The organism is Paenibacillus lentus, from assembly GCF_003931855.1.
Lineage (GTDB): Bacteria > Bacillota > Bacilli > Paenibacillales > Paenibacillaceae > Fontibacillus > Fontibacillus lentus.
In genome coordinates this window covers 3,534,342-3,560,980 of sequence record NZ_CP034248.1, presented here as the reverse complement: position 1 = coordinate 3,560,980, position 26,639 = coordinate 3,534,342, and the positions used below count along the sequence as shown (strand labels likewise).

Here is a 26,639-nt window from a genome sequence, read left to right as displayed (position 1 = left end):
TGTTGACGGATGAATTTGAACCTTGCAGGAAAAAAAGTACTCGTAGCTGCCTCAAGCAAAGGAATCGGAAAAGCGATTGCAGCATGCTTTGCCGGTGAAGGCGCCAATGTTATGCTTTGTTCACGACATGAGGACGATTTAAAAGCAGCAGCGAATGAGATCAGGGAGCTCTATGATGTGCAAGTTCACTATAAGGTAACAGATCTTGCTGCGAAGCAGGATATTGAGAGTTTGGTTCAAACCACCACCGAGGTTTTTGGAGGCTTAGATATCCTAGTTACGAATTCCGGAGGCCCGCCAAGCGGAAGATTCGAGGACATGGAGGATGAAGCGTGGGAGCAGGCCTTTCAGCAAAACTTGATGAGCGTCATTCGGCTCATTCGCTGCTCCCTCCCTTATTTAAAACGCTCCGTGAGCGGTCGTATCGTGAATATTACATCGACTTCCGTGAAGCAGCCGATTGAAGGTCTTATTCTATCTAACACTTACCGTGCAGGAATCGCCGGTCTAGCCAAAACGCTGGCTCATGAGCTCGCGCCTGAAGGTATTTTAATTAATACGGTAGCTCCCGGAAGAGTGGCGACGGATCGAACTTATCACTTAGATCAACAGAAAGCCAAATTACTGAATACGAATATCGAAGAAATCCGTGCACGCGCAGAGCAGAATATCCCTCTAGGTCGCTACGGCCAACCGAATGAGCTTGCAAAAACGGTCGTTTTCCTAGCTTCGTCGGCGAACTCTTATACGACTGGACAAACGCTCCTTGTTGATGGAGGTATGGTCAAGTCACTATAAGCAAGTGATTAAATAATGATGGCAAAAAGGCTAACCCTATTAACAGGGTTAGCCTTTTATAAGCTGCATAATATTTTTAAGTTAGCCCCCTTTTTATTGTCGTAAACTTAATTATTTTAACTTTTGTTATGTAATTACTTATAAATTTACACTAATTATGGGTTATAATTTATTTATTTAATCATTATTGTATAATTTACTTTAAAAGGAGTGTTATGTATGGACGATATTGATCTGCAAATTTTGCGAATGCTCAAAGCCAATAGCCGAATTACTAGTTCGGAAATCAGCAAGGCGATCCATTTATCCATCCCTTCGATCGCTGAAAGAATCCGTAAATTGGAAAAAAACGGAGTCATTGAACAGTTTACAGTCAAGATAAACCGGCGAGCCATGGGGCAAAATTGTATGGTGTATATATTTATTCAGCTGCACGGTTCCGAGGAGACACAGCTTTTTCGCGAGACAATTGTTAAATCCGAATTTGTGCTGGAATGCCATCACACTTCCGGGGAGTATGATTATCTGCTGAAGGTGGTCTTACCGGAGATCTCGGAATTAGAAGGCTTTATTACCTATACATTAAAGAGCAAATTTAACATTGTTAGATCGAATACGGTGTTTATACTCTCCACGCTGAAGGAAGATGAATAACGGGAGTGAGCTCACATGCTTTCTGAATGGATTTGGAAAGGTATCATCTTAGGCTTATCCATAGCAGCACCAGTTGGACCCATCAGCATTATTTGTATCAAGAAAACACTAGCATCGGGAATGAGAGTCGGACTTTATAGCGGCCTTGGCGCAGCGACGGCTGATGCAGTTTATGGCCTGATCGCTGGTTTTGGCCTGATATGGGTTAGTGATTTCTTGCTGCAATTTAAAGGAACTATACAACTTCTGGGTGGATTATTTATTTGTTATCTTGGCATCAAATTTATGCGGTCAGGAGGCCATATCCCAATAGAGGAACAGGTTGCCAGACAAAGCCCCTTCTCATCGTATATCGTTACTTTCCTACTTACCCTTTCAAATCCGATGACTATTCTATTGTTTATAGGCATTTTCGGGGCTTCCGGCATTTTGTTTTCTCAAACGCCCTATGATGTACCATTACTGGTCGGAGGAGTGTTTTTCGGCTCTATGCTCTGGTGGCTTTTGCTAGTTGGGATAGTCGCGTTTCTGAAAAGCAGTTTATTTAAGGCTCGTAGCCTAGCATTCATTAACAAACTATCTGGTTTGGTCATGATTTGTTTTGGAGTTAGCGCCCTTTTTCAATATTGGGCTGCTGCTTAGTCACGAGCTTCATTAGATAAGCTTTAAGGTCAACCATTCGTAAATGCTCCGGTTTGGCGTCCGTTCCGCTTATAATAAGAGGAACAAGCGATTCAGCATGCCCGAAAGCCCCGTGGCTCCCTCCCCCTTTGTGGGACGGTGAGTTCTTGTCCGCTAATTCATATCCCGGTTTTGCAGTCACCACCAAAAATTCACCGGAATGTGAATGTAAAGCCCCGTATAACCTACGAAGAACATCAGGGTACTTGCCATAGCGAATCGTTTGATCCTCGGAATTAATGGATAGATCCAGTACATCCGGCGCTTGCTCTACCGTCCACTTTTGACCATAAGGATCGGTCAGGTTCCCATTCATTTTATATCTGAGCACCTCAGCGATTTCATCTCCGATAACGTTAATCCATTCGCCTTCCTTCCAGGAAATAATATCAATTCGTTGATCAGTCCTGATATTACTCGCAATATCTTTTAGCTTGTCCGACTTCAGGCTATAAATGTAAGCCATCGTTTCGTTCACGGCTAGAACGATTTCCGTATCACCGGCTACCCCTTCTTCCTGGCGAAGTATTTGATAATCCTTAAGCAAAGAAGAGAGCTCGATAACCGGGTTATCGTCTGCTGGCAAGACTTTACTCATCCCGCTATCCCCTACAATGACGATGATCGCTTGGTTCAAAGCTTCCTCTAGCGAGCCGAAGCTTTGCAGTAAACTTTGCAACTGCTGATCCGTAGCTTTAATACCATTTTGCTCATTAGGTCCATGTTTATGAAGCTTTTTATCCAAATCGGGTAAATATATATATAAAAAATCAGGGAGCTTATTGTTCTTGATTAAATACTCAGCGGTTAAAAGCGAATATTGATTATTTATGCCCATACGGTGGGTTAACCCATCTGGCTTCTCGATTTCTGTTAACGGATCGGAAAAAGAACCTAAAGCTAATAAATCAGGACCTTTCACTTCGAGAGATTGAGGTAGCGAAGTTGATGCATCCATCCAGAGTGGAACAGAAAGGGTATGTTTCACCGGTCCGCGGTATATTAAGCCATTGATGCTCCCAGACTTCTTCCCTTCCTTAGCCAGGTCATCGTAAATCGTTGTCTGCTCCGGATTAAGATGCTTTCCGTTAAGATGGATTAATGCATCCTCCAATACCGGATTAACTCCTAGCTTGATGACCTCCATCGGCCCGGTCCCGTAATTAATAAGCTTTGTGTCTTTCGCCGAGTACCAGGTCAAACCAGGTATATGATGACCATCCGGATACGTCCCTGTTAGCAGAGAACTATCGATCGTGACTGACATCGTAGGAAAAGAACTGACCAGATCCTTATAGTATTGACCGTGCTTAATCAAATATTGGAATGTAGGCAGCTCCTTTTGCATTATCCCTTTGTCAATGGCTGTGGCCATCAAAGAATCGACTACGATCAGAATGACTTTCTTGGTCTTATCACCGGAAGTGGATTTAACTTGCAGCAAGTCTTTTTCATTGGGAACTGCTTTCGTTTTCTGGAACGAAATAATGGCAACTACTAAGACACCGATAACCAATAACACACCAAAATATTTTAGCATAAAGCCACTCCTATCAATCAAATGGAATTGAAATTATCCCAGCTGTTTGCCTGAAAAAACCTTCACGTGACCTCCATAGCTGACAGTTGCAAGTATGACATCGCGAATATTTGAATTACTCAACCTAATTTGGTCTTGCAGCCATTCCACATCTTTGCCCATTTCCTTTAGAAGCGTCATGTCAACATTACCTTCAACGATGATCGGCCTAGTCAAAGTTAGCGGCTCTGTCCTCAAATTTAAATCCGATGGAGTAACTGGCTGATGAGGCGTATCCATGAATACAGAAACGATTCCGCCCGGTTCCCATAAAGCAAGGGCAACCTTTTGAATATCCTCTACTTTTTCTTTCCTAAGTTCAGAGAATAAATATTCTATTGAAATTCTTGCTTTGGTTAACTGATCATATTGAATTCGTCCTTTGTGAATGAGTGTAATTGGCTTTGGATGCAAAAAACGCTTGAGTTTAGGCCATTTTAAGCTTAGCCAGGTAGCTGAAACATATAACATAGTTAGTACAAGAGCTGTCACAAACGAACCCTTCATTCCGACCTTCTCATCGGAGAGCGGGTGAGCGATAATATTTCCAAGAACTAAAGCGATAATAAAGTCCAGCAGTCTCAGTTGGGATATCGATCGCTGACCCATAAATTTAGTAACAACGAGTAGGAAGGCAAAGCTAAGCAAGGCTCTTAAAATCCACTCCAAAACGGTTAACGACTCGTTGCTCTGAAAAAAATCCAATACCTTCAGTCCTTCCGATCATGTAAAGTTGATATTCTAATAAACTCTCCTTTTGCGCTCCACTCTATACAAAAGCCACCAATGCTAAAAGGCATACATCTCGATTTGAGAGCAAAAAAGGCCAACGCTATGAATTAGCGTCAGCCCTCTGATACGTTTATTCTGTTTTGAATTGAACGGTCAATACTTCGTCCTGATTTGCGGCAATGGATTGCCCGATTCCATTTACAGTCAGACCAGTTACCTGCTCCGCATCTGATGGAACAATTACCGGAGTAATCGTAGTTAATCCAGCCGCTCTGATCGTGTCAAGGTCAAACTCAATTAACAGCTGACCCGCCTTAACCGCATCGCCCGATTGAACATGAGCTGTAAATCCATTCCCCTTGAGAGACACTGTATTGATTCCCACATGAATCAGCAACTGCATCCCGTTTTCGTGCATTAGAATTACTGCGTGCTTACTTTTGTCCATAATATGAGCGACTACGCCATCAAAAGGTGCAACTACTTTGCCTTCGGTCGGTTCAATGGCATAACCATCACCCATATGTTTTTGGGCAAAGGCTGGATCAGGTACCTCTTCCAATGGCAAGACTTTTCCTGCTACGGGAGATGGAATTTGCATGGATAATGCTCCACCATCAACAATTGTCTTGTCAACTTGTTCAGTTGGAGTTGCAGTTACTGTTTCTGAAGCGGCAGAATCCGCTTGTCCAATGGACGAATCATGAGATGCTGTTGCAGCCTCTTGAAGTTCCTCGGTCATTTTATCCTTATATCCAAACAACCAGGTTAGGATGAAAGCAACGGCCATGGCAACCACATTACATAAAATATACAGAGGCAACTGGTTGTTTAAGTATAGAAGCGTACCTGGAATAACGGTAACCGCCATTCCTGTCGCTGCAAGACCGAATAAGGAGGCGAGAAATCCTCCAATCGCTCCGCCGATCAAGCCCATCACAAAAGGCTTCATATAACGCAAATTGACCCCAAAAATCGCCGGCTCGGTAATCCCTAGGAAAGCGGAAAGCGAGGATGGCAATGCTAAAGCTTTCAGTTTGGCGTTCTTGGTTTTCAAGCCCACCGCCAGACACGCCGCACCTTGTGCGGCCATAGCGGAAGTAATTATCGCGTTGAAAGGATTATTGCCCAGCTGCTCCAACAGTTGGATTTCCAGGAAATTGAATATGTGATGAACCCCGGTGACAACGATAATCTGGTGTAAGAAACCGATAACTAATCCTGCGATCCCCAATGGAAGAGCTAGTATGAAGGTAGTTCCTTGCAATACCCATTCTTCGAAGGAATGGAACACTGGCCCAATAACGAACAAGCCAAGTGTAATCATAACTAAAAGTGTTATAAATGGTGTCAAAATTAAATCCAATGCTTCCGGAACTCGTTTTCGCAGCATTTTCTCGAATTTGGCTCCCAGGAGCCCCACGAAAAATGCAGGCAGTACAGAACCCTGGTAGCCGACGACAGGAATAAATCCAAACATCGTCAAAGCCTCAGCTGAGCCATTCGCCACACTATATGCGTTTGGCAGGGCGGGATTGACCAGCATTAACCCGAGTACGATACCAAGAACCGGGCTGCCTCCGAACACGCGGAATGCTGACCAGGCCACTAGCGCTGGCAAGAACGCAAACGCTGTATCCGTCAATACTTCGGTAAAGAGCAGGAAATTGGCGGGGATATCATTCGCTGTCATACCGAACAGAGCTAAAATCTGTTCCTGCATTAATAAACCCCGAAGTCCCATAAATAGTCCCGTAGCTACCAGTACAGGAATGATTGGAACGAATACGTCACCAAATGTGCGGACCGATCTTTGAAAGACATTACCGTGTTTTTTACTCTGAGTTTTCAAATCATCCTTTGTTGTTCCAGTGATCCCCAGTTTTTCAACCTCTTCATATATACGATTGACGGTACCTGTGCCAAAAATGATTTGGTACTGGCCGGAGTTTAAGAAAGCTCCTTTTACCTTATCGATGTTCTCCACCTGAGCCTGATCAATCAAGCTTTGATCATTCACCATAATGCGTAATCGCGTAGCACAGTGTGCAAAGGAAGCTATGTTATCCTTGCCACCAATGGCCTCCACGACCTGTTTAGCAATATCACGATTTTCTGACATCGGTTATCATCCCTTCATTCGATTCCTTTTGGATAAATGTTTGCACGTCCGCTAAATTTGGAAGAGCCGGTATCGCGCCTTTTTTCATTGTTGTTAAAGCCCCGGTTGCGTTGGCAAATTGCAGAATTTCAAGATGATTCCCACGAAGGAGCTCTGTTATATTGTCTTGTACAGCTTTCTTATCCAGCAACTTATATAGAAAACCTCCCATAAAAGCATCCCCAGCCCCGGTTGTATCCTGCACTTCGACGTTAAATCCTTGACATTCATACTTCTCTTCCGGCGAGAGATATAAATCCGCACCATTCTTACCTCTAGTATAGAGGATGGCTTTAACATGGCCTTGAAATAAGGCCGCTATTGCCTTCTCAGGTGACGGAATGCCCGTAATAAATTCAATTTCATCCTCGGAAATCTTTAATATATGAGCGGCTGGAATAAAAGCCTGGATCGTCTTCCGGCACTCTTCTGGACTTGTCCATAAAGGTAGTCTGACGTTCGGGTCAAAGCTAATCAGCCCTCCCCGCCGCTCCACGGCATCGATCGCTTTTAAATGAGCCTGCTTCATTGGGCTTTCCACTAAATCGACCGACCCGAAATGAAGAATGTCATCTCCTTGAAAAATACCTGGATCAATTTCAGCTTCGGCTAGAAGCAAATCAGATGAAGGGTTGCGGTAAAATGAAAAATCCCTTTCCCCGTCCTCCTGCAAAGATACGAATGCTAACCCGGTATTAGCTTCCGTTGTCCGTTGGATGAATCCAGTATGAACACCGGCCATATCCAGCTGCTCAATCAAATAGTCTCCAAACGCGTCCTTTCCGAGCTTCGTAAGCATCGCGGCCTTCCCGCCTAGCTTGGATACGGCGGCCGCGACGTTAGCCGGTGCCCCACCAGCTGCCCGTTCAAAGGCGAGCACATCTTTTAAAGCACTCCCTTTTTGTAAAGGAATAAAATCAATGAGTACTTCACCGATTGCAAATAGTTGTCCCACGCTGTCACCATCCTGTAATCTTCTAAATCATTTCAAATTGAATCATGATATTTGCCATAAGGAGGCTCGACATGCAGCGCTTCCCCCATGGGCAAAAAAGCGGATTTGCGTACTTTCCTTACTTGGAAAAATACGACTCGTAAATACCTCTTCTCCGTCATTAACAAAGATTTCTACGGAAGAGGTATCGACGAAAAGATGAAACTTAATTGTATCTGCATCCAGACTGCAGCGCCGTTCGCTGCCGAACTCCGAATTAACTGACTGTCCGGATAAAGACCGATCTAGGATTACTTTTTTGATATTACGGTCATATGTTAGAACTGTTTTCTCCGTGCTTCCGACACGAAATTCAATGCCGAATCGATCGGCATCCGCCTCGTTAAATTCACAAATCAGCTCATAGGCAGATCCTTGAAATCCTGAAAAACTCTTTGCTTCGCTATGCAATACCGCCTCCGCGTTTACTTCATCTTTGCGCCGCTTCTCCAACTCTTGAACTGGCCGCTGAATGATTTTGCCTTCACGCAGCGTCAATTCCCTCGGCAAGGTCAAACAATGCGCCCATCCATGCTGATCAGTCGGATAACTAACATCGGGAAGTCCCATCCAAGCTACGAGAATTCGCCGCCCGTCTGGAGCTTCTGTCGTTTGCGGGGCGTAAAAATCAAAACCTCTGTCCAGCTCCCGGAAAGCTCCGTGATCAAGCATCTGGGTATTGACATCTAGTCGTTTACCGACCACATATCCGGATTGGTAAATATTTTGGTAGCGATCACCTTCAGGAACTAAGCCCTGCGGACAGAATAGCAATACACCCTGATGATCCAATTCAAAATAATCCGGACATTCCCACATATATCCAAAGTTATTCAGCTGGGTAGAAACCTCTCCAAGAAAACTCCATGATAGAAGATCTTGCGATTTATACATGACGGCGCATCCGGTCTCATTCGTACGCTGTGCCCCTATCACACAATAGTAATCGTCACCCGCTCTCCAAACCTTTGGATCTCGGAAGTGCTCGGTATATCCATCAGGGACTGAGGCGATCACTGGCTCGCTTCTCTTATGAATGTTGCCTTCGCTGTTCATTACAGCTAGGTTCTGATAAGGAAGCCTTACCCAAGCTTCGTTTCTTGTATTACCCGTATACATTAAATATAGCTCGCCGTCTTTGACAATCCCGCTGCCAGAATAGGCGCCATGAGAATCCTGTGAGTCACCGGGTTCAATTCCGATCCCGACATTTTGCCAGTGTGCAAGATCTTTGGACTTCGTGTGATACCAATACTTCATGCCATGAAATGTTCCCAGCGGAAACCACTGATAGAACAAATGATATTCCCCTTCGTAGAAGGAAAAGCCGTTCGGATCGTTTAATAACCCGTAAGGAGGTTGAATATGATAAGATTGCCTCCAAGCACAATGGGCTACCTTCTGCTGAAGCTGATCCAGTTCCTGAGCTGAAGCCTGATTCAGTTTCCTATACTTTTGCTCTCTTGATAATGTCATGGTTGATAATCTCCGTTTTATTTGTCATTTAAGATAATAGAACCGGTTCCATTATACTTTTAAAAAAAGGAACCGGTTCCAAGTCGGCTCTTAAATATGTTCCATAATTCAACAGCTTATAGCATGAATTATGGAACCTTATTTCGTCTCGAATTATAATATAAAAGATTAGCGTTTGTCAACGCTTTCTCGCATAAGCAGTTCAAACTCCATAGTGGTCACAGGATCTATTTGCTCCTCCTGCACAAGCTTTATGATTTGATGAGCAGCAAGCTTCCCTGCCTCCTTATAGAAAAATCGAATGGTGGTTAAGGTAGGATGAATGATTTCTGTTATATCATATCCGCCAAAGCCTGTGACGGACAACTGCTTAGGAATGGCAATCTCCTTGAGATACGCAGCCTTCATGACTCCTAGGGCAATATTGTCCGTCGCACAAACGATGATCGATGGCGAAATCTCATCGAGCAGCTCAGAAGCCGTCTTCATCGCATCGGTCATTTTAAACCCAGTTTCATAGTATGAAATCGAACAAGCCGTCCCCTCTAAGCTCTTCTTAAACCCTTCTTTTCTTCGCACTCCAACGGCGATATCCTTCTCTGTCACACCTAAATAAGCAATATTTCGATGACCCATCTCTAGAATATGCTTCCCCATTGCGTATCCGGCATGATAGTCGTCGTGGATTAAACTGTGGAGACGGTCATTCTCTTGACCTAGCAGCAGAATGGGAATATTGATCTCCTCCGCCGCTTTTAAATGGTCGTCATGAATCTGGGCGGCAAGCAGAATAATTCCCGAAACCTTTTGTCTGGCAAAATCGTAAATGGCCTCGATTTCACGCTTCATATCCTGGCTCGTATTAGATATGAGCATTTGATAATTCGCCTCCCGCAATTGTTCATCGATGCCCATTAATGTTTGAGAGGATGCAAATGAATCCAGTCGCGGCACAACCGTTCCTATAAAATTCGTTTTCCGTGCTTTCAAGCTCTGAGCAAAAGTATTGGGTACATACTGATGCTCTTTAATAACTTTTTCAATACGCTGCCGTGTCGCTTGGCTGACAGAACCCCCGTTTAAATACCGGGAAACGGTGCTCTTGGCTACCCCTGCAATGGCGGCAATATCTGAAATGGTTTTGATCATGATATCTCCTTAAAAATTCACATATATCGCTACTATAGCTACATCACAAATGATTATCTACTTCATATTATACTGTCTTTTTCAAGAACATGCGATCTTAAGCTCCTGCTGAGCTGGCATTTTCAGCGAAAAATCGATATGATAAAACAAGATTTGTAAAAAAGGAGCTGGAAGAGTGTTTATGAGAAAAAAACATGTACTATTACCAATTATTCTGCTGATTTCCGCCATTCTCATCGTTAGCGGTTGCGGTAAGAATAGTGAGACAAAAGAAGAAGCCGCTAACCATCAAAAGGCTGGAAACACCGCGGAACAAACGGCACCGCCGGTTGAACCTGAGACTGGTAACAAGAAAGAAATCATGAGTTGGGACAACCCTCCTGCTATGGAAATCGACCCGAACAAATCATATACTGCAGAGTTCACAACGACCAAAGGCAACTTTACCATTGAACTGTTCGCCAAAGACGCGCCTAAAACCGTCAATAACTTCGTATTTCTATCGAAGCAGGGCTTCTACGACGATGTTATCTTCCACCGCATTATCGAGTCCTTTATGATCCAAACCGGTGACCCCGAGGGAACTGGAACCGGCGGTCCGGGATACCGTTTCGAAGATGAACAAACCGACTATCAATATGAACCAGGTATCGTAGCTATGGCGAATGCGGGACCAAATACCAATGGCAGCCAATTTTTTATCTGTACGGGTGAGGATAGCATCGGGTTAAATAGGTCACCGAATTATACTATTTTCGGAAAAGTAACGGATGGCATGGATGTCGTTTTGGATATTGCTGCTACACCCGTTCAACCCAACCCTTTCAGCGGCGAGCCGAGCTCACCGACAGAGACAGTGCAGATAAAAGAAATTAAGATTACTGAGCAATAATGCCAAATGGCAACTCATACTAAAGAAGACCTCCAATCCGGTTAAAGGATCGCGAGGTCTCTTTTAGTATAGTCATTTCATTTATTATCCAATTATATGGTTCACATTATTATGCATTCAAATCATGCAGGCCTGGGCTGTGCTCATTGGGGATCTCAGGCAGGTTAGGTAGCGGAAATCCTTCAGGCGGTGTTACTACCTGCAAATCTCCTCCGTTGCGGCTTGGAGTCTGGCCGCTAAAGATTTCAGCAATTCGTGTAGGATCCAGACGGAAATTAAATTGCGCATTGTGAAAGCCCATATCGACGTATTTCTTGCATTCCGGATATTTATTGATATCATAATTCGGAACGGGAAAGAGCTTCCCCCAGTTGACTCCCAGTGTTTCAAGTGCCTTGGCAAAGGCGTTTTGGTGAGCATTATCTCTCACGATGAGAAACGCCAGAGTTTCTCGGAAGGTTTTGTTGCTGCTCATTTCATAAATTCTTGTTTTCTGCAGCACTCCTGTCGATTCAAGTACGACATTGTCCAATAAATTGCTGATTAAATTGCCATGATCATACACATAATTTCCATTCCAAGGATTCCCGGCGGCGTCAACGGGTAAAGAGCTTTGCGCACCCATAATAAAATGATGAGGGTTCGCATGTTTGATCGCTTCGTCCAATGGTGCCGCATCTATCCCGGAATCCCCTGCTTGTTCAGCACCAGATCCCGTAAGCAGTTGATTAATTGTATGCTGGACTAGTTCAACATGACTTAATTCCTCTAAAAAAACCCCGCGGATCAAGTCTCGAAATTGCGTAGCGTTGCCTCGAAAGTTATTGCTTTGAAAGAAAAACTGCATCATAGTTCGCATCTCTCCGAAACGACCACCTAATGTTTCCTGCAGTACCTTGGCAGCTGCTGGATCAGGCTGATCCGGCACGATCATGTTAATTAAGTCTTCCTTATAGAAATACATCAGAATACCCCCTGTATATAATTTTGCGTCGCTATCCAGTTTGCTCTCGATGACTAGAGTAAATGCAGTGAGTAAGGTCCCATATTTTACCAACGTCATGCATGACTATATATCAGATAAAACAGCATAAATCACAAACAATAAGTCAAGAATGAAGGAGAATATATTAAAAGGAGAGAAATTACATGGGTATTTTAAGCGGTAATCCCAAAGACGAACCTATGCACTATGGTGAAATTTTCAGCGTATGGCAAGCCTCCATGGTGGCTAAAGGCACAGTTTCTTTTTATCAGGCTTTTCTCAACCATGCTGGGGATCAGGATTTGAAGAAAATTCTAGAGGATCTCATTGAACAGGCTAAGCTGGAGATTAAAGAATGTGACACTTTGTTGACGGATAATGGCATTGCACCCGCCCCTGTATTACCGGAAAGACCCCCAGTTAAACTAGAGGATATTCCGGCAGGAGCAAGATTTACCGATCCCGAAATCGCTGCAAAAATTGCAGCCGAGAACGCACTTGGTCTTACCGCATGCAGTTCCGTCATGGGGCAATCCATAAGAGAAGATATAGGCGCATTATTTGGAAAATATCACCTAACTAAAGCTGCCCTGGGCTTACGAATCCTGCAAATGAATAAAGAAAAAGGGTGGCTGATCCCTCCACCTCTTCAGGTGCAAAGACCTGTCGAAGAATAAAAAAGACGAATTAAAAAATCCCACGCTGCGTGGGATTTTGTTGTTTGGATCTATAATTAATGCTGAACTTCAATACAACTCAAGACAAATCATCAAATCTTCGGCACCACAATCGTCGTCATGGCGCTGCGCTTCTGTTCGTCATTAATATGCGTGTAGATCATCGTCGTTTCAATGGAGGCATGACCTAGCAGCTCCTTCACCACGCGAATATCGACGTTGTTCTTCAACAGCATCGTAGCAAAGGAATGCCGCAGCTTATGGCAGGATAATTTCAAATCAGTCAATTGCGGATGATCCTGCTTGAACGCATCAAAGACGTTCGCAGCAATCTTCTGAATCTGACGGATCGAGAGTCTTCTTCCTTTCTGGGATACAAAGAAGGCTTCCTCTTTTGCGCTGTAGGGCTGGATGCGCCCCTCTTCTACTTTTCCGAGATATTCTACGACTAAATCAGGAAGTGGAATCTCGTTCCATTTCCGCCCCTTGCCTAGCACTTCTAGCGTACCCTTATCTCTCTTGAAATGAGACAGGTTCATTCGGTGAACCTCACCTACCCGTAAACCGCAGTAACCCATTAACAGAAAAATGGCCAGATTCCGATCGCGATATCGTCCCTCTACATAGGTAAGTACCTTTTTAAGCTCATGCTCCTCCAAATAAACCGGAATTTTATTTTTCTCCGTCTTCGATTTCTTAACCTCAAGCGCAGGGTTTCTTGTGGCTAAATCAAAGTCAAGCAATGATGCGTAAAAGGAACGGATTGCGGATAGCGTCCGATTCCTCGTCTTGTCGCCAGCCGAATCTTGTTTGGATACCAAAAAGCTGACCACGTTCAATTTTCCCGCCTGTTGAACCGGCAGTTCATCCAGAGAGTATAAATAATCATAAACTTCTCTCATATACTCTTTTCTCGTTGCTTCGGTATACCCCGACTGCTTCATCCAGATTTTAAATGCCTGAAGAGGTTCGGCATAGATTTCTTCGATGTCATATTTAGTAGTCAATGTTGATCCCTCATATCATCCATGTATTCCTCTTTTATGGTATATTATGGCGAATATTTTGATAGATAACTGGTGATCATTTCACAAAAAAATCGCTCAAAATCGAAAGTGCGCAAAATACGTGTTTGGCGTACTTATTATAGCACGTATGTTCCTTAATGAGGATACACAACAATAAATTATTAATTCAGAGCAATTGCAATTATATGAAGAAACCACTTCATTTAAGGAAGTGGTTTCTTTGTTTCATTCTATATTTGTGCGGATGCGAGACTGCTATAGATTCCTCTTTTGAAAAGTGTTTTATCAGCCGTTTATGATCCTTCAAAAACCTTATCTTCTATAATAGGCGCGGGAATTTCTTTAATTTCTACATCTTCTTCATGAGAGAGGTTTTGAACTTTCAGTGGCATGGTATCTAGATATTTGTACTCTTCCGTCTTTGTCGAGCTATATACTATATTACCGTTTTTGTCTTTTAAAAATATTTCTCTTTTAATCGGGAGGCCCGTATTATTATCGATTGTAACAATCTCTTTATGGAATTCATCTTCAGTCACAACTTGTTGTTGATTTGAAGCTGCTGCAGTTAATGAGGTGGAGGATTCAAGGATCGTCCAACTTTGACTTTGCAGTTCTTCTTTTGCCTTCTCCAGCAACGAGATCTGCAGTAACTTTTTATTTTCAGCTGCTATGTTCTCCGGCATTGTCCATGTATTTCCTACCAGTTTATTAGTCTCAAAGTCACGCCCATACGAAGTAATCCTTTTTCCACCATCTTCAATAATAAGTTTGTTATGAAGCTTATTATTACGATATTCTTCTGTAATCTCAGTGAGATTTTCTTTATCGCGGATACGTACGATGTAAGCTCCGTCAGAAAAAGTCTCTTTTATATATTCAATTTTACCTTGAGTAGCTTTATCAGAAGCAATCACAATTTGATTTTGTGCACTAATCACATTTAGTTCACTCTTATAGATATAACCAAATACGGTTGCGGCAACCAAAGGAACAGTAAATAAAGATATTAATATTTTTTTCTTCACAAATGTACCCTCTTTAGTCCTTTATTCTGCTTTTAAATTCCAACCGTTCACATAGCCTGATTCAAAACCGTCCTGGAAATCAAGCATTCTCCAAGCATTTGGATTACATGTTGATACCTTTAGTTCTGAATCAAATGATTGTAGTAATAACCTGATGCATAGCTCTTCATTTCTCCACTCAGATTATTACAATCAGATGAATACATGGAAGTAGCTCGACTGGTATATGCAAATTGAATCCACACGATAGCTAAAAAAAATATGACCAGAAACTTATTAACTGCTTTACTCCATTTTATCACAAATAATAGCCTTCTTTTTGTATATTATAAATATACTACCATAAGAACATAAATATCTATTATTTACATTATAATATAGATATTACTATATGTGTCTCATAAAAACTGATTAAAGTACCTCCCTTATAACAAAAATACATAGACTATACTAAAAAGTTAGTTTTAATTTCAATATTCAACATATCAGGAATTCTATTAATAAACTAACATCTGTAATCATATCCATCGGCTTAGTCGGTGACATCCATCAACTCTATAAGGGGATGTTACAACAAACGCCTAAAAAGGTGCACATAAAGTCTGCCAACCTCAGGCTCTCTCAGGCTTGCCCTTGGAAGATTTTTTATTTGCCTTTCCTACCGACTTACCCGTAAACAGGATAAACGTTAGTTGATTCCGAATGTCGCGATCGATTTCCTGCTCTGCCCTATCTTACCATAAAATTCCCTTTTCATCCACTTAACTTACGTCATTGCACTCTCCCGTTTCAACTGCTGCATATACCGCCCTTGATATATATCCCTTTCTTCTGCCTCGTTGATTCAGTAGACCAAGTTCCACTATAATTCATTAGTTAAACCTAGGGGTTTTTCCAATGTCTATTCTAAGGGATCACTTTAAAGTCAAACTGGGGTTTTCTTATACAAAAAATTAAGCTGCCGAGCTTTTCTCGACAGCTTTGATAAATATCCTGTTTCTTCTATTAACATTGCTTGGATTTCAATTTTGTAGGCTGCTACCCTTTCTTCTGCATCGAGCGATACATCAAAAACAAAAAATAAGGTGCTCCAATCAGCATAATGATCAGACCAGACGGAATTTCTTTCGGAGCCATGATCGTCCTTCCGATCGTGTCGGCTAGAACTAGCAGTAAACCACCAAGCAGTCCAGATAGAATAATAGATCGTCTCGTATGATGCCCAATCATCATCCGTACAACATGTGGTGCCATGAGACCGAGAAAACCAATCGTCCCTACGCTGGCAACGGCTGCCGATGCAAGTAAAACGCCAAGAATCATTGCAGCCAGACGGGTTCCCCGAATCGGCAAACCAAACCCAATTGAACTTTCATCGCCAAATGCCAGTAAGTCAAATTTCCGTGCCAAATAATATGCTATCGGCACAAGGATCAGCAAAAATATAAGTAGGGTGTAAAACTGAGGCCAGCTTCGTCCATAGGTCGAACCTGTCAACCAAATATAGGCACTTGTATTCCAGAGACTTGCTTTAATAATCATGACCTGGATGCCCGCAGAGCCAATGGCCGATACAGCAATTCCAAGCAAAATGAGCACGGATGGATTTAAGGATTTACGCCAGGCCAGAAAGAATACAAAGGCGGCAGCGATGATTCCCCCCGCCATAGCTGCAAATGGAAGAGCAACTATCGTCAGAGTGGGCAAGGCTACAAGCACGATCATTGCACCAAATCCAGCGCCTGCGGTTACACCGATGATAGAAGCATCAGCCAATGGGTTTCGAACAGCGCTTTGAATTAGAACACCGCTAATCGCGAGCGCAATCCCCCCTAAAGCAGCAACTAGCGTACGCGGAAGCCGTAAATTAAGCAGGACGGAATACGATGAATCGCTGGCGCCTGCAACGCTGCCCAATAGTTCGCTTAACGGTATTCTCGTTCCACCAAAGGATAAGCTTATTACGATGGTAGCAAGGAGAATTAATGCTATGCTTATCGCCGTCGGAGCAAAACGCATGCGCAGTGCGGCGCCTCCTATACTCATCGATGACTGCCCGCTCCCAGATCCTGATATATTTCTCACCTTGGTGAGAACCAGCCAAATAAGCCAGGGGCCGCCAATGATTGCCATTACGGCGCCGATCGGCATCTCCCCCACACTACTCCTTACCATTCGTGCAAGCGTATCTGCAGCAGTAATCAGAATCGCTCCCCACAGTGCGCTTGCGGGGATAAGGAAGCTGTGCTTACGGATACCGCTAAGTCGGACAAGGTGTGGTGCAACCAGACCGACAAAACCGATAGGTCCGACCACACTTACTACGATTGCAGCCATCAATACGGACATCCCAAGACCTATTGCCCGTGTTAGATCTACCCGCTGCCCAAGTGAACGGGCGGTGGATTCATCAAGCTCCAGCGTATCGAATTGCCGACCTGCGAACATAGCTCCCGCTAGCAAAGCCAAAATAAAAGGCCAGGCAAACTGTACACCGTCCCAATTTAACTGAATCAAAGAACCCGAGCCCCATAAGAATAAATTTTGCGTTTTGGTACTATTAAAAATATGTAGGGCCGATGTAAATGCGCCAAGCACCATGGACACGATCATGCCTGACAATGCAAGCCTTACAGGCGTGGCGCCTTTGCCCCCGCTTAGCATATAAGCAGCGAGAGCTGCCAGCAGTCCTCCTGCAGCAGCAAGCAGAAATGGGAATTGTTGTTGTACAGCCGGGAATGCAACCATGCCGAGAACCACCATAAAGTAAGCCCCGGCATTAATCCCTAACGTATCTGATGCCGCAAGCGGATTTCTCGTAATCGTTTGCAGCAGAGCGCCAGCCGCGGCAAGTGCAGCACCGGATAAAAGCCCAATAATCGTACGCGGCATACGAATATCCCACAGTAAATTATGTTCCATCACATCTCGGCGGCTCAGCAAACCGTCCATTACAATGGCTGCTGGAATCTCAGCCTCCCCGAATCCAAGGCTAAGTATAGACAGAACGAAGAGGACGGCTATGCCGCCCCCAAATATTGCAATTAACTGCCAGCTCGTTCTAAATTTCGCTTGCTTCCTGTTGATTTGCTTCATCATAACACTCATTTCGTTAGCGTTGATACAACTTCATCCACCAGCACTTTGGAGGAGATCGGACCGCCAAACACCCATGTTGTACTGTCCAATGCGAATGTACGATTCTCCTTGACAAAGGTTAGGCCATTCCATACGGAATTATCTTTGAGCTCATTCGAGAAAATATCATCATCTTCCTGAACGATGTAAATCAGATTCGTATCCTGAACTGCCGGCAACGCCTCAACTGTCGATGAGCTGAATCCAAAATGCTCGAATTTCTCAGGCGTCCAGTCATTTTTCATACCAATCCGCTCCAGCGTTTGTACAGCTAATGAGTTATTCGTAAAAAGTCGCAAAGTTGCCGCATTCTGGTAGCTGTAGGCTTGTGTCAACACGTAATTGAAGCCATCTTTGCCTGCTGCGGCCAACTTCTCTTTTGCCTCTGCGTAATGTGCATCCAGGTCCGCAAGAACCTTTTCAGCTTCGGCTGTTTTTCCTACGGCTGCGGCAATTGTTTTAAAAGTATCCTCCATGATCATGTACTGATCGCCTTCACCTTCTTGCGGATACAAGTCGAAAATCAGTGTCGGGGCAATACCTTGCAATTGTTCATAAATCGCTTCGTGACTTCTTGTATTTCCAATAATCAAATCCGGTTGCAACGCAGCGATTGTCTCCAAATTTGGCTCAGCGCGTAAACCTACATCCGTTACGCTCTCATCGAGCGGGGCTTCGGAAGTCACATAAAGCTTGTAGTTCTCGTTATCGGCATTCCCCACTGGCTGCATGCCAAGCGCAATAATATCTTCGGTGTATGTCCACTCCAACACGACAACCCTCTGTGCTGGCTTATCCAGTTTTAGCTCGCCTTTGGCGTCTTTCAGTATAATCGGCTCGCCAGCGGATTCGCTGTTAGTATTTGAGCCAGCAGTATTGCCGATTGGGCTGCTATTCGCGGAAGGGTTTTCAGCCTGGTTGGTCCCACAACCGGCCAGAACCAGAATAACAACAATAACCATCAGAACGCTCAATAACCTCTTGTGCATCAATATGTCCCCCTAAAATTCAGTTAATAGTCATAGAATAAGCACCATCATCTAATTGATAATGATTATCATTTCTGATCTGATAGCTATTATATCTCCGAATTCTTGGTAAGTCAAAAGAAAATTGTCGAGGCTCCCTAAGAGTTTGAACCTTTCGGAACCTCTTAATCTATTAAATAATTAACGATCATATATTTCCTGCTTAAGCGCGTGGATAATGTTCTCTTTTTCACAATCATCTAGTTTACATAACTAATATTACGTTTACTAAAGATAATATCTTGCTTTCTTAGGTGCATTTAAGATATTTGTAATAACCTTGATTAATGGTGTTTATATCATTTCAGTTCATTATTAGGCAAGAAAAATAAACCCAGTGAATTTCATTCTGGAAAAATTATCATTCAGTTTGCAAGGGTGAGCTATCCATGAACCGGATTTTATTATCTAAATATTAGTCAATCAGCGGTTGAATGCCATGAGATAAGTGTGAGTAGAATTGACTTTTTAATTGGGGATAAAGTGTCACGTTAAAGTGCGTGGAATACAATGCAGAAAATGCAGAATATATAATCGTTCCGGCTGACCAAATGGTGATCAAGATGATCAAGCCGGAACGATGCTTGTGGAATATTGCTAGAGTTTTGTACGGTGCTGGCTAGTTGGCCCACACAGCAATTGATGCGTTAGGAAATCCTTACTTAGGGATTAATTCCGATACTAACCTTTCATGCCAGCAATTTCGGCAACGAGCTCGTAAGAACGAACGCGCGCTTTATGATCATACATCGTCGTATTAATAATCAGCTCATCCGCCCCGGTCTCATCCAGAAAAGCTTGAAGCTGTGCTCTCACCTCGTCGGGGTTGCCGATGATCGACGCTTTGAGCTGCTTCATCACTAAAGCCTTCTCATATTCCGTCCAAATCCCTTCCATGCTCTCAACCGGCGGGGGTATTTGGCCAGGATGGTTACGGATCAGGCTGAGGAACTGCTGCTGAAACGATGTTGCCAGATAGTGCGCCTCTTCCGTCGTATCCGCCGCGAATACATTGATCCCTGCCATCGCAAGCGGTTTATCCAGAACCTCGGAAGGCTGGAACTGAGATCTATATTGCGTTAACGCCGGAACCGTGTACTCAGGCGCAAAATGGCTGGCGAACGCAAACGGCAATCCCAGCTCCGCCGCTAACGCGGAGCTGAAACCGCTGGAGCCAAGCAGCCAGATTGGTATGTCCTGGCCTTCGCCAGGTATTGCCCTCACGCGATTATGCCGTGAATTCTCGTCAAAATAGTTTCGCAGCTGCTGCAACTGCTGGGGAAATTCTTGACCATTTGCCCGCGGATCGCGGCGCAATGCCATCATAGTACTCTGATCGCTTCCCGGAGCTCTCCCTAAGCCTAGATCGATTCGCCCCGGGTACATCGCTTCCAGCGTACCAAATTGCTCGGCAATGACCAGAGGCGAATGGTTCGGCAGCATAATCCCTCCGGAACCAACGCGAATTTTGCTTGTCCCCCCAGCGATGTACCCGATCACGACGGAGGTCGCCGAGCTCCCGATTCCAGGCATATTATGATGCTCGGCGAGCCAATAACGGTGATAGCCCCATTGCTCGGCATGCTGAGCCAAATCAAGACTATTCTTAAAGGACTCGGCAGGTGACCCTCCCTTAGTAATCGGCACAAGATCTAATACCGAATATGAAATTTCACTTAGTTTTTTATGATGATTGCTCATAGTATCTCCTTCCTTCGCATGTAATGAAGCTATTGCTATAAAACCATTTTTTCCTTAACCCAGGCTTGTAAACATTCTAGCTTACTCTTAAAACGCTCTTCCTGCATTTCTTCGGCTAAATAAGCGATGGTTTCTCGCTTTAATACGGACTTCCAAGCCGTCTCCGCCTCTTGCATCAAATTAGCTAGTAGGCAGCATTGATCCTCCGCTTGCAATTCAAGCATATCGTTCAAAATGCCGCTGGAGGAATATAGCGTCTGCTGCCCTTCTATAGCAACATACACATCATAAATTCGAATTTCCTCTAGCTTCTTCTTCAGCCTGAAGCCACCTTTTGCACCAGGTACGGATGTGATAAGATCCGCGCTGACCAGTTTTCTCAACAATTTTTGAAAATAAGTGGCTGAGGCTCCCAATTGCTGACTAATCGCTTCCCCTGGCAGTACCGCTTTGTCCGGCAGAAGGCTTAACAGGAAAATTGCATATACGGATTGTTCAACGCCTGTTTTCATATGCATAAGTACGTCTCACGCCTTTGTCTTTCTCTTAACAACCTACTATTGTATTAAACAACATGGACAATCATTGTCCATGTTATCCATACTTAAAACAATATACTTTATTTTTTATAGCAAGTAAACCTAAGTTTATGAAAGCTATGTGATTCAGTAATCATTACAAGTACATTTCATAAAAAAAGAGACCGTCCACGGTCTCTCGCTCTAGTCGCTGCCAACGAAAGTTTGGCAATTTTTTGGTTTATTCTTCACTAAACGTAACATGAATTTGCACGATTTCCGATCGACTGCCAATACGGATGGGAGGCCCCCAGAAGCCGAATCCGGACGTTACAATGGAATGCATGGAGCCCTTCTGCACATGGCCCCAGTCATTCTCAAACAACAGTCCGGTAATGAGATGTGCCGGGGCGATCTGCCCGCGATGGGTATGCCCCGACAGCATTAGGTCGATCCCCTCCTGCTCGGCGATATCCAGATCATAGGGCTGATGGTCAAGAAGGATAAGCGGTTTAGAGTTATCAATTCCCTCCATTAGCTTGCTTAGTGGAGCCCGTTCTCGATCAATCCGGTCCTTACGGCCAATAAGTGTGAAGCTATCGTTAATCATAATGGCCTCATCATACAAAACGGTCATATTGCCCTGTTCAAGAACATTGATAAAATGATCCATCTGCCCGCGGTAGCGATCATGGTTGCCTAAAGCCGCATATACACCATACCTAGCCGAGATGCTGCTCAAAATATGATCGATTCCTTTTTCCTCGTACGGACGAAGATCGTCATCCACGATATCGCCCGGAAATAATACGATGTCGGGTTCTAGGGCATTAATTTGCTCTACGAGCCTCTCCGCATGCTGCCTCCCCGATAACTGTCCAAAGTGCATATCTGCCGCCATAACGATGTTCAATTGCTCTACTGCTGCTGGAGCAGGCTTCTGAATTTCCACGCGATACTCACGAACAACTGGACTGTAGGCGTTAAAAGTGCCGTAAGCGATAGCTGTTAATAACGTTCCCAGCACCACTAGCCCCGCCCCCTTTTTCGCCGTGGAGCGCGATAGCTTGGTTAGACGCAGCAGCCATAAGCTGACATGGACCACCGGTAGAACAAGGAAGAGCAAACAAAATACGGCCATCCAGTATGCACCGAGAATCTGGAACATGACCAAGTCCTCACCTATTCTGCCTAAAATAAAAGAAGTGGACAGCAGTACAATGAGCCCTATGTATACGTATTTGAACCAGGAAGGTGTTTTTTCTCTCATCCAACTCCAGCAGCTGCGACTAACATAAAATACTAACGAGCTGTAAAGAATAAGTGCAATAATACCCATCAAAGCGAACATATTTATCTCCCTTCGTTTCTATGGATATTATAGCGTATAGGATTGAAATTGAATATTGAAGAGGTAGGATACGGAAAAATCCGCGCCACGTAATCAAGATCCTACTATTCATTTCTCTGAATTATTCAGGTAACCTTCACTTCCCCTATCCAAAATCGTTGGAACCGACAAGGAGCGCATACACAATTCCGGGGCCATGTACGCCTATGGTCAGGTCGTTCTCAATATCTGAAGAGCGGCTTGGCCCAGATATAAAATGAATGCCCGCTGGCAGCTGGCCGGCGTCAAGCTCATCGAATTGCAGCAATACCTCACCCAGCCTCGTCTTGAGCCGTTCCACCGGTATGATAATCATAAGAACGGTAGGAAGCAGACTCACCGAACGTCCTTTATGTGGGGAAGACGTAACAACAACAGAACCCGTAAAGGCAACCGCTTGATCGGCAATAACGATTCCGATGTCAGCTTCCGCTGAGCGCTCCTTCCAATAGGATGGCGTTTCATTATTAGAATTCCATACGGTAACCTTCGCATCCGAGAGCTTCGAGTCCAGATGAAGCTCGTCTAGATCAGGCTCGTTTTGTCTGACGAGATATTTTGCCTGAAGTTCGCGAGCTTTGTCTACGATAAAAGCACTTACCTCCTCCATGGAGGCTAAGTGGACAACATGGCCTCCTACGCTAATGAAATTTTGCGTGAACTGCTTAATGCGTTCCTGCTCACTCCACTGGAAGGACTTCCAGAATTCCGGCGCTCCTCGAAATGGATGAGTCGGAGCCTCTATCATTCGCGGCCGCTTTAACCGAGCTGCAATCCGACTTATAAACTGCTTTTGCTTCGTTCTTGACTCCGTCTCCATTCTGTCCAGCCAGTCGTCCTGGTCATGTTCATGAGAACTATTCAGCATGCTCTCCTCCCATCTGTCTCCGCTGGATGATGCTCTCCATCCGTGCACGAATAGCCGGATCTATTACGCTCGATGATCCTGTATTGTCGGCTGTTTTGAAAACGTGAGCAGCATGAACCCCGCTGAATTCCTTCAGCTCCTGCTCCAACTCAGCCCAGCGCTGCCGAAAGGTGCGCTTGGCAATAGCAGGAGCAATACGGTAGCTGTTCCATCCTCTGAGCGGCCCAAGCTTCAACGGTATGCCGCCTTCCCGGACAACAGTCTTCTGTCCGATTTGCGCTACCTTCACAGCTGCCACAAACCGTTTGGAATTCCCGACGATCGCGGCAAAGCCCTTCATCCCGGCAGTTTCCAATCTATTTCCCTGCCCCTGCTCAACCTTGCGCCTACGTAGAGAGACAAGCATGTCATGCAATGGAATTTTAACGGGACAGGCTTCATAGCACGCCCCGCAAAGACTCGATGCACTAGCAATGTCATTCCACTCGTTGACGTTGCCATTGAGAGCGGGGGTCAGAACGGCGCCAATCGGGCCGCTGTAAGTGCCCCCGTAAGCATGGCCCCCAATGTGCCGATATACAGGGCACGCATTAAGACAGGCGCCGCAGCGAATACAGTGGAGCAGCTCCTGGAATTCAGGATCGCCAAGCTGCAAAGAGCGCCCGTTATCTACGATAATAATATGCATTTCATCAGGACCGTCCGCATCCTGTGGCTTGCGCGGCCCTGTTATGCCTGACATATACATCGTCAGCTTCTGTCCGGTAGCCGAGCGAGGCAGCAGGGTAGCCATGACTTCCAAATCTGCGAAAGAAGGGATAATCCGTTCCATGCCCATAAACGTAATTTGCGTCTTTGGCACCGTAGACACCATGCGCGCATTGCCTTCATTCTCGAAGAGCACCATGGAGCCCGTCTCGGCAATCGCAAAGTTGCATCCGGTAATGCCGATATCGGCTTCCAAAAACATTTCGCGCAGCTTCTTGCGCACGAAGCCCGCAAGCACCGGCGTGTCGGCTGCCAAAGGCTCGCCGGCTTCTTTGGATAGCAGCTCAGCAATCTGATATCGGTTCTTATGAATCGCCGGTATAACGATATGGGATGGCCCTTCTCCGGCCAGCTGAATAATATATTCGCCCAGATCCGTCTCGATGGCTTCGATGCCTTCCTCCGCTAACGCCTCGTTTAAATGCAGCTCCTCCGTGACCATTGATTTTGATTTCACGACGGTTTTCACCTGCTTGCGCTTTGCGATCTTCAGGGAAATATCCACGGCCTCGGCAGCGTCGTCTGCAAAGTGGATGTGCACCCCGTTCGACCGGGCGTTTTCTACGAATAAATTCAAATAATAGTCCAGGTTGGCTATCGTATGCAGGCGGATTTCACGGCCTCTTTCACGCCACGCCTCCCAGTTGCCCATCTCCTCAGCGGCATTCAGCTTGCCGTTTCTCAGCCGCTCCGTCGTAAAACGCACCGCCTTACGCAGGAAGTCATCGTTCAAGGACAATTCAGCTCTTGCTTTTACATCGACGGCCATTGGATTCTTTGCACTCATTTCACCCGCATCCCTTCATAGAGCAGTTCAGCTAAATGCATCACCCGCACCGGTTCGTTGCGATACCGCAAATTCCCTGCGATGTTCATCAGGCACGCCATATCTAGTCCGACGAGCACCTCGGCCTCGCTCTCCTTCACGTGATCAACCTTTTCGGTGACCATAGCGCCGGAGATGTCTGACATCTTGATCGCGAACGTACCCCCGAACCCACAGCAATCCTCGGCAAATGGAAGCGGCACGAACTGCAAATCCTTCACGTTGCTGAGGAGCTGCACGGGTTCTTCTTTTACCCCGAGCAGCCTGCTGCCGTGGCACGAAGGATGATACGTGACCTTATGCGGGAAACTGGCACCAACATCGGTGATCCCCAGCACCTGAACGAGGAACTGCGTAAACTCGTAGGTCTTCTCCTGCAGACGCTGCGCTTTTCCCAGCCATACCGGCTCATCTTTAAACAGCTCGCTGTAATGATGAATCATGTATGTGCAGGAGCCCGACGGAGATACAACGAAATCGCTGTCCTCAAAAGCTTGCAGCAATGTCCTAGCGGCAGTTCGCGTTTCCTCCCAATAGCCGCTATTATAGGAAGGCTGGCCGCAGCATGTTTGCGTTTTGGGAAAATCAACCTGTACCCCGTACCGCGCAAGTATGCGAACGATCGCTTCACCAACCTGCGGATATATGACATCGCTCAAGCAAGTAATAAATAAGGATACTTTCATGGCAAACCTCTCTTCCTAGAGCCGATTGAATATCAATAACAGTTATCAAACGACCGTTACAGAAATGGATCGATCGGATAAGGCGGCCAGCGTTTCCTCCGAAATACCATCATCCGTAATGACCTCACTTACCTGTTCGAGGCTCAAGACATGGGTGAAGCCCTGTTGTCCGAATTTGCTCGCATCGGCTAGCAGGATCACTTGATCTGCAATCGCCACCATCTTTTGCTTAATGCGGGCCTGCAATTCATTAGACTCACTGACCCCGCGCTCGAGATGAACCCCTTTACAGGAAAGGAACATCTTATCTACAAAATAGGACTCAAGCGACCGCTCAGCGAGCGGGCCCACAAACGATAAGGATCGATTCGCCAGCAGCCCGCCCGTAGAGATTACTTCAATCTTCTCCTTATGGCTAAGCTCTGTAGCGACGCGTATTGAATTGGTGAGTACGGTAAGCGGAATGTCGGGAAGCTTGGACGCCATATACCAGGCCGTTGTGCTCGCATCCAACAGGATGCGCTCTGTCGGCTGAATCCGCTTAACCGCTTCATCTGCAATCCGCATTTTCTGCTCGGGATGCATAATTTCGCGCTCCGCATACGGAATTTCGGGCGCATCTCCCTTGGGCTTGATGCTTACTGCCCCACCATGAGAGCGGCGAATTCGGCCCGCTTGCTCCAAGCGATCCAAATCGCGGCGGATCGTCTCCTCAGTCACACGGCAAAGCTCACTAAGCTCGGATACGCGCATGCTTCCCTTTTCATTGATCATTTGTACGATAAATTCATAGCGTTCTGCTACTAGCATTTCTTGCTTCACTCCATCTCTTCTTCTCTTCATCGACTACCACATTAGCCATATGATTCTAGAACTTACTAT

General features: G+C 45.1%; 23 protein-coding genes. 5 read left to right on the top strand and 18 right to left on the bottom strand.

The features are described 5' to 3' along the window. Window positions 1-9 precede the first annotated feature (9 nt). From EIM92_RS16050 to EIM92_RS16040, 3 genes are all read left to right on the top strand, one after another. Window positions 10-798: an SDR family oxidoreductase gene (locus tag EIM92_RS16050; RefSeq protein ID WP_125083507.1), complete on the top strand. Its 789-nt coding sequence runs from the start codon at window positions 10-12 to the stop codon at window positions 796-798. Between the two features lie 219 nt (window positions 799-1,017). Continuing rightward, window positions 1,018-1,452, top strand: coding sequence for an Lrp/AsnC family transcriptional regulator (locus tag EIM92_RS16045; protein WP_125083506.1), 435 nt, complete (start codon window positions 1,018-1,020; stop codon window positions 1,450-1,452). A gap of 15 nt (window positions 1,453-1,467) precedes the next feature. Continuing rightward, window positions 1,468-2,094 (top strand): LysE family translocator, encoded by a 627-nt coding sequence (locus EIM92_RS16040; protein ID WP_125083505.1) that lies wholly within the window; start codon window positions 1,468-1,470, stop codon window positions 2,092-2,094. Here the strand turns inward: EIM92_RS16040 and EIM92_RS16035 are convergent. The 6 genes from EIM92_RS16035 to EIM92_RS16010 all read right to left on the bottom strand — a co-directional run bounded on the left by EIM92_RS16035 (window position 2,060) and on the right by EIM92_RS16010 (window position 10,224). Beyond that, entirely contained in the window at window positions 2,060-3,673 is a 1,614-nt protein-coding gene (locus tag EIM92_RS16035; protein WP_125083504.1) for an alkaline phosphatase family protein, read from the bottom strand. The genes EIM92_RS16040 and EIM92_RS16035 overlap by 35 nt on opposite strands. Window positions 3,674-3,706: 33 nt before the next feature. Then, window positions 3,707-4,417 carry a DUF421 domain-containing protein gene (locus EIM92_RS16030; protein WP_125083503.1) on the bottom strand — a complete coding sequence of 237 codons (711 nt, stop codon included), beginning with the start codon at window positions 4,415-4,417 and terminating at the stop codon, window positions 3,707-3,709. 157 nt (window positions 4,418-4,574) lie between these two features. Then, window positions 4,575-6,566: a sucrose-specific PTS transporter subunit IIBC gene (locus EIM92_RS16025; protein ID WP_125083502.1), complete on the bottom strand. Its 1,992-nt coding sequence runs from the start codon at window positions 6,564-6,566 to the stop codon at window positions 4,575-4,577. Beyond that, a complete protein-coding gene (locus EIM92_RS16020) occupies window positions 6,550-7,560 on the bottom strand; it encodes a carbohydrate kinase family protein (RefSeq protein ID WP_125083501.1) in 1,011 nt (336 codons plus the stop codon). Before EIM92_RS16020 ends, EIM92_RS16025 begins: the two co-directional genes overlap by 17 nt. Window positions 7,561-7,602: 42 nt before the next feature. Continuing rightward, window positions 7,603-9,075: a glycoside hydrolase family 32 protein gene (locus EIM92_RS16015; protein ID WP_125083500.1), complete on the bottom strand. Its 1,473-nt coding sequence runs from the start codon at window positions 9,073-9,075 to the stop codon at window positions 7,603-7,605. 168 nt (window positions 9,076-9,243) lie between these two features. Further along, the gene (locus tag EIM92_RS16010; protein ID WP_125083499.1) at window positions 9,244-10,224 is read right to left on the bottom strand and encodes a LacI family DNA-binding transcriptional regulator; all 981 of its coding nucleotides are present in this window, start codon (window positions 10,222-10,224) and stop codon (window positions 9,244-9,246) included. Window positions 10,225-10,405: 181 nt separating this feature from the next. Here EIM92_RS16010 and EIM92_RS16005 point away from each other — a divergent pair, with 181 nt between their 5' ends. After that, on the top strand, window positions 10,406-11,116 hold the full coding sequence (locus EIM92_RS16005; protein ID WP_125083498.1) for a peptidylprolyl isomerase: 711 nt from the start codon (window positions 10,406-10,408) through the stop codon (window positions 11,114-11,116). 109 nt (window positions 11,117-11,225) lie between these two features. Here the strand turns inward: EIM92_RS16005 and EIM92_RS16000 are convergent, their stop codons facing one another. Further along, on the bottom strand, window positions 11,226-12,080 hold the full coding sequence (locus EIM92_RS16000; protein WP_125083497.1) for a manganese catalase family protein: 855 nt from the start codon (window positions 12,078-12,080) through the stop codon (window positions 11,226-11,228). A gap of 185 nt (window positions 12,081-12,265) precedes the next feature. Between EIM92_RS16000 and EIM92_RS15995 the strand changes: the two genes are divergently transcribed. Continuing rightward, on the top strand, window positions 12,266-12,778 hold the full coding sequence (locus tag EIM92_RS15995) for a DUF3231 family protein (RefSeq protein WP_125083496.1): 513 nt from the start codon (window positions 12,266-12,268) through the stop codon (window positions 12,776-12,778). Window positions 12,779-12,870: 92 nt separating this feature from the next. Here the strand turns inward: EIM92_RS15995 and EIM92_RS15990 are convergent, their stop codons facing one another. The 11 genes from EIM92_RS15990 to EIM92_RS15940 form a co-directional block, all read right to left on the bottom strand. Continuing rightward, window positions 12,871-13,785 carry a tyrosine-type recombinase/integrase gene (locus EIM92_RS15990; RefSeq protein ID WP_125083495.1) on the bottom strand — a complete coding sequence of 305 codons (915 nt, stop codon included), beginning with the start codon at window positions 13,783-13,785 and terminating at the stop codon, window positions 12,871-12,873. 314 nt (window positions 13,786-14,099) lie between these two features. Next, window positions 14,100-14,834: an ABC transporter permease gene (locus tag EIM92_RS15985; RefSeq protein WP_125083494.1), complete on the bottom strand. Its 735-nt coding sequence runs from the start codon at window positions 14,832-14,834 to the stop codon at window positions 14,100-14,102. A 1,038-nt stretch (window positions 14,835-15,872) separates the two neighbouring features. Then, on the bottom strand, window positions 15,873-17,930 hold the full coding sequence (locus EIM92_RS15980) for an iron ABC transporter permease (protein WP_125085233.1): 2,058 nt from the start codon (window positions 17,928-17,930) through the stop codon (window positions 15,873-15,875). Between the two features lie 8 nt (window positions 17,931-17,938). Continuing rightward, window positions 17,939-18,961, bottom strand: coding sequence for an ABC transporter substrate-binding protein (locus EIM92_RS15975; protein ID WP_125083493.1), 1,023 nt, complete (start codon window positions 18,959-18,961; stop codon window positions 17,939-17,941). Window positions 18,962-19,681: 720 nt separating this feature from the next. Next, a complete protein-coding gene (locus EIM92_RS15970; protein ID WP_125083492.1) occupies window positions 19,682-20,701 on the bottom strand; it encodes an LLM class flavin-dependent oxidoreductase in 1,020 nt (339 codons plus the stop codon). A gap of 35 nt (window positions 20,702-20,736) precedes the next feature. Then, a complete protein-coding gene (locus EIM92_RS15965) occupies window positions 20,737-21,219 on the bottom strand; it encodes an RrF2 family transcriptional regulator (RefSeq protein ID WP_125083491.1) in 483 nt (160 codons plus the stop codon). Between the two features lie 241 nt (window positions 21,220-21,460). Next, complete coding sequence (locus EIM92_RS15960) at window positions 21,461-22,570, bottom strand: metallophosphoesterase (RefSeq protein ID WP_125083490.1); 1,110 nt, start codon at window positions 22,568-22,570, stop codon at window positions 21,461-21,463. A gap of 145 nt (window positions 22,571-22,715) precedes the next feature. Then, window positions 22,716-23,477: a LutC/YkgG family protein gene (locus EIM92_RS15955; protein WP_125083489.1), complete on the bottom strand. Its 762-nt coding sequence runs from the start codon at window positions 23,475-23,477 to the stop codon at window positions 22,716-22,718. After that, window positions 23,467-25,032, bottom strand: a complete 1,566-nt coding sequence (locus EIM92_RS15950) for a LutB/LldF family L-lactate oxidation iron-sulfur protein (protein ID WP_125083488.1) — start codon at window positions 25,030-25,032, stop codon at window positions 23,467-23,469. The genes EIM92_RS15955 and EIM92_RS15950 overlap by 11 nt, the downstream gene beginning before the upstream one ends. Continuing rightward, window positions 25,029-25,757: a (Fe-S)-binding protein gene (locus EIM92_RS15945; protein ID WP_125083487.1), complete on the bottom strand. Its 729-nt coding sequence runs from the start codon at window positions 25,755-25,757 to the stop codon at window positions 25,029-25,031. Before EIM92_RS15945 ends, EIM92_RS15950 begins: the two co-directional genes overlap by 4 nt. A gap of 45 nt (window positions 25,758-25,802) precedes the next feature. Beyond that, on the bottom strand, window positions 25,803-26,567 hold the full coding sequence (locus EIM92_RS15940) for a DeoR/GlpR family DNA-binding transcription regulator (RefSeq protein ID WP_125085232.1): 765 nt from the start codon (window positions 26,565-26,567) through the stop codon (window positions 25,803-25,805). Between the last annotated feature and the right edge of the window lie 72 nt (window positions 26,568-26,639).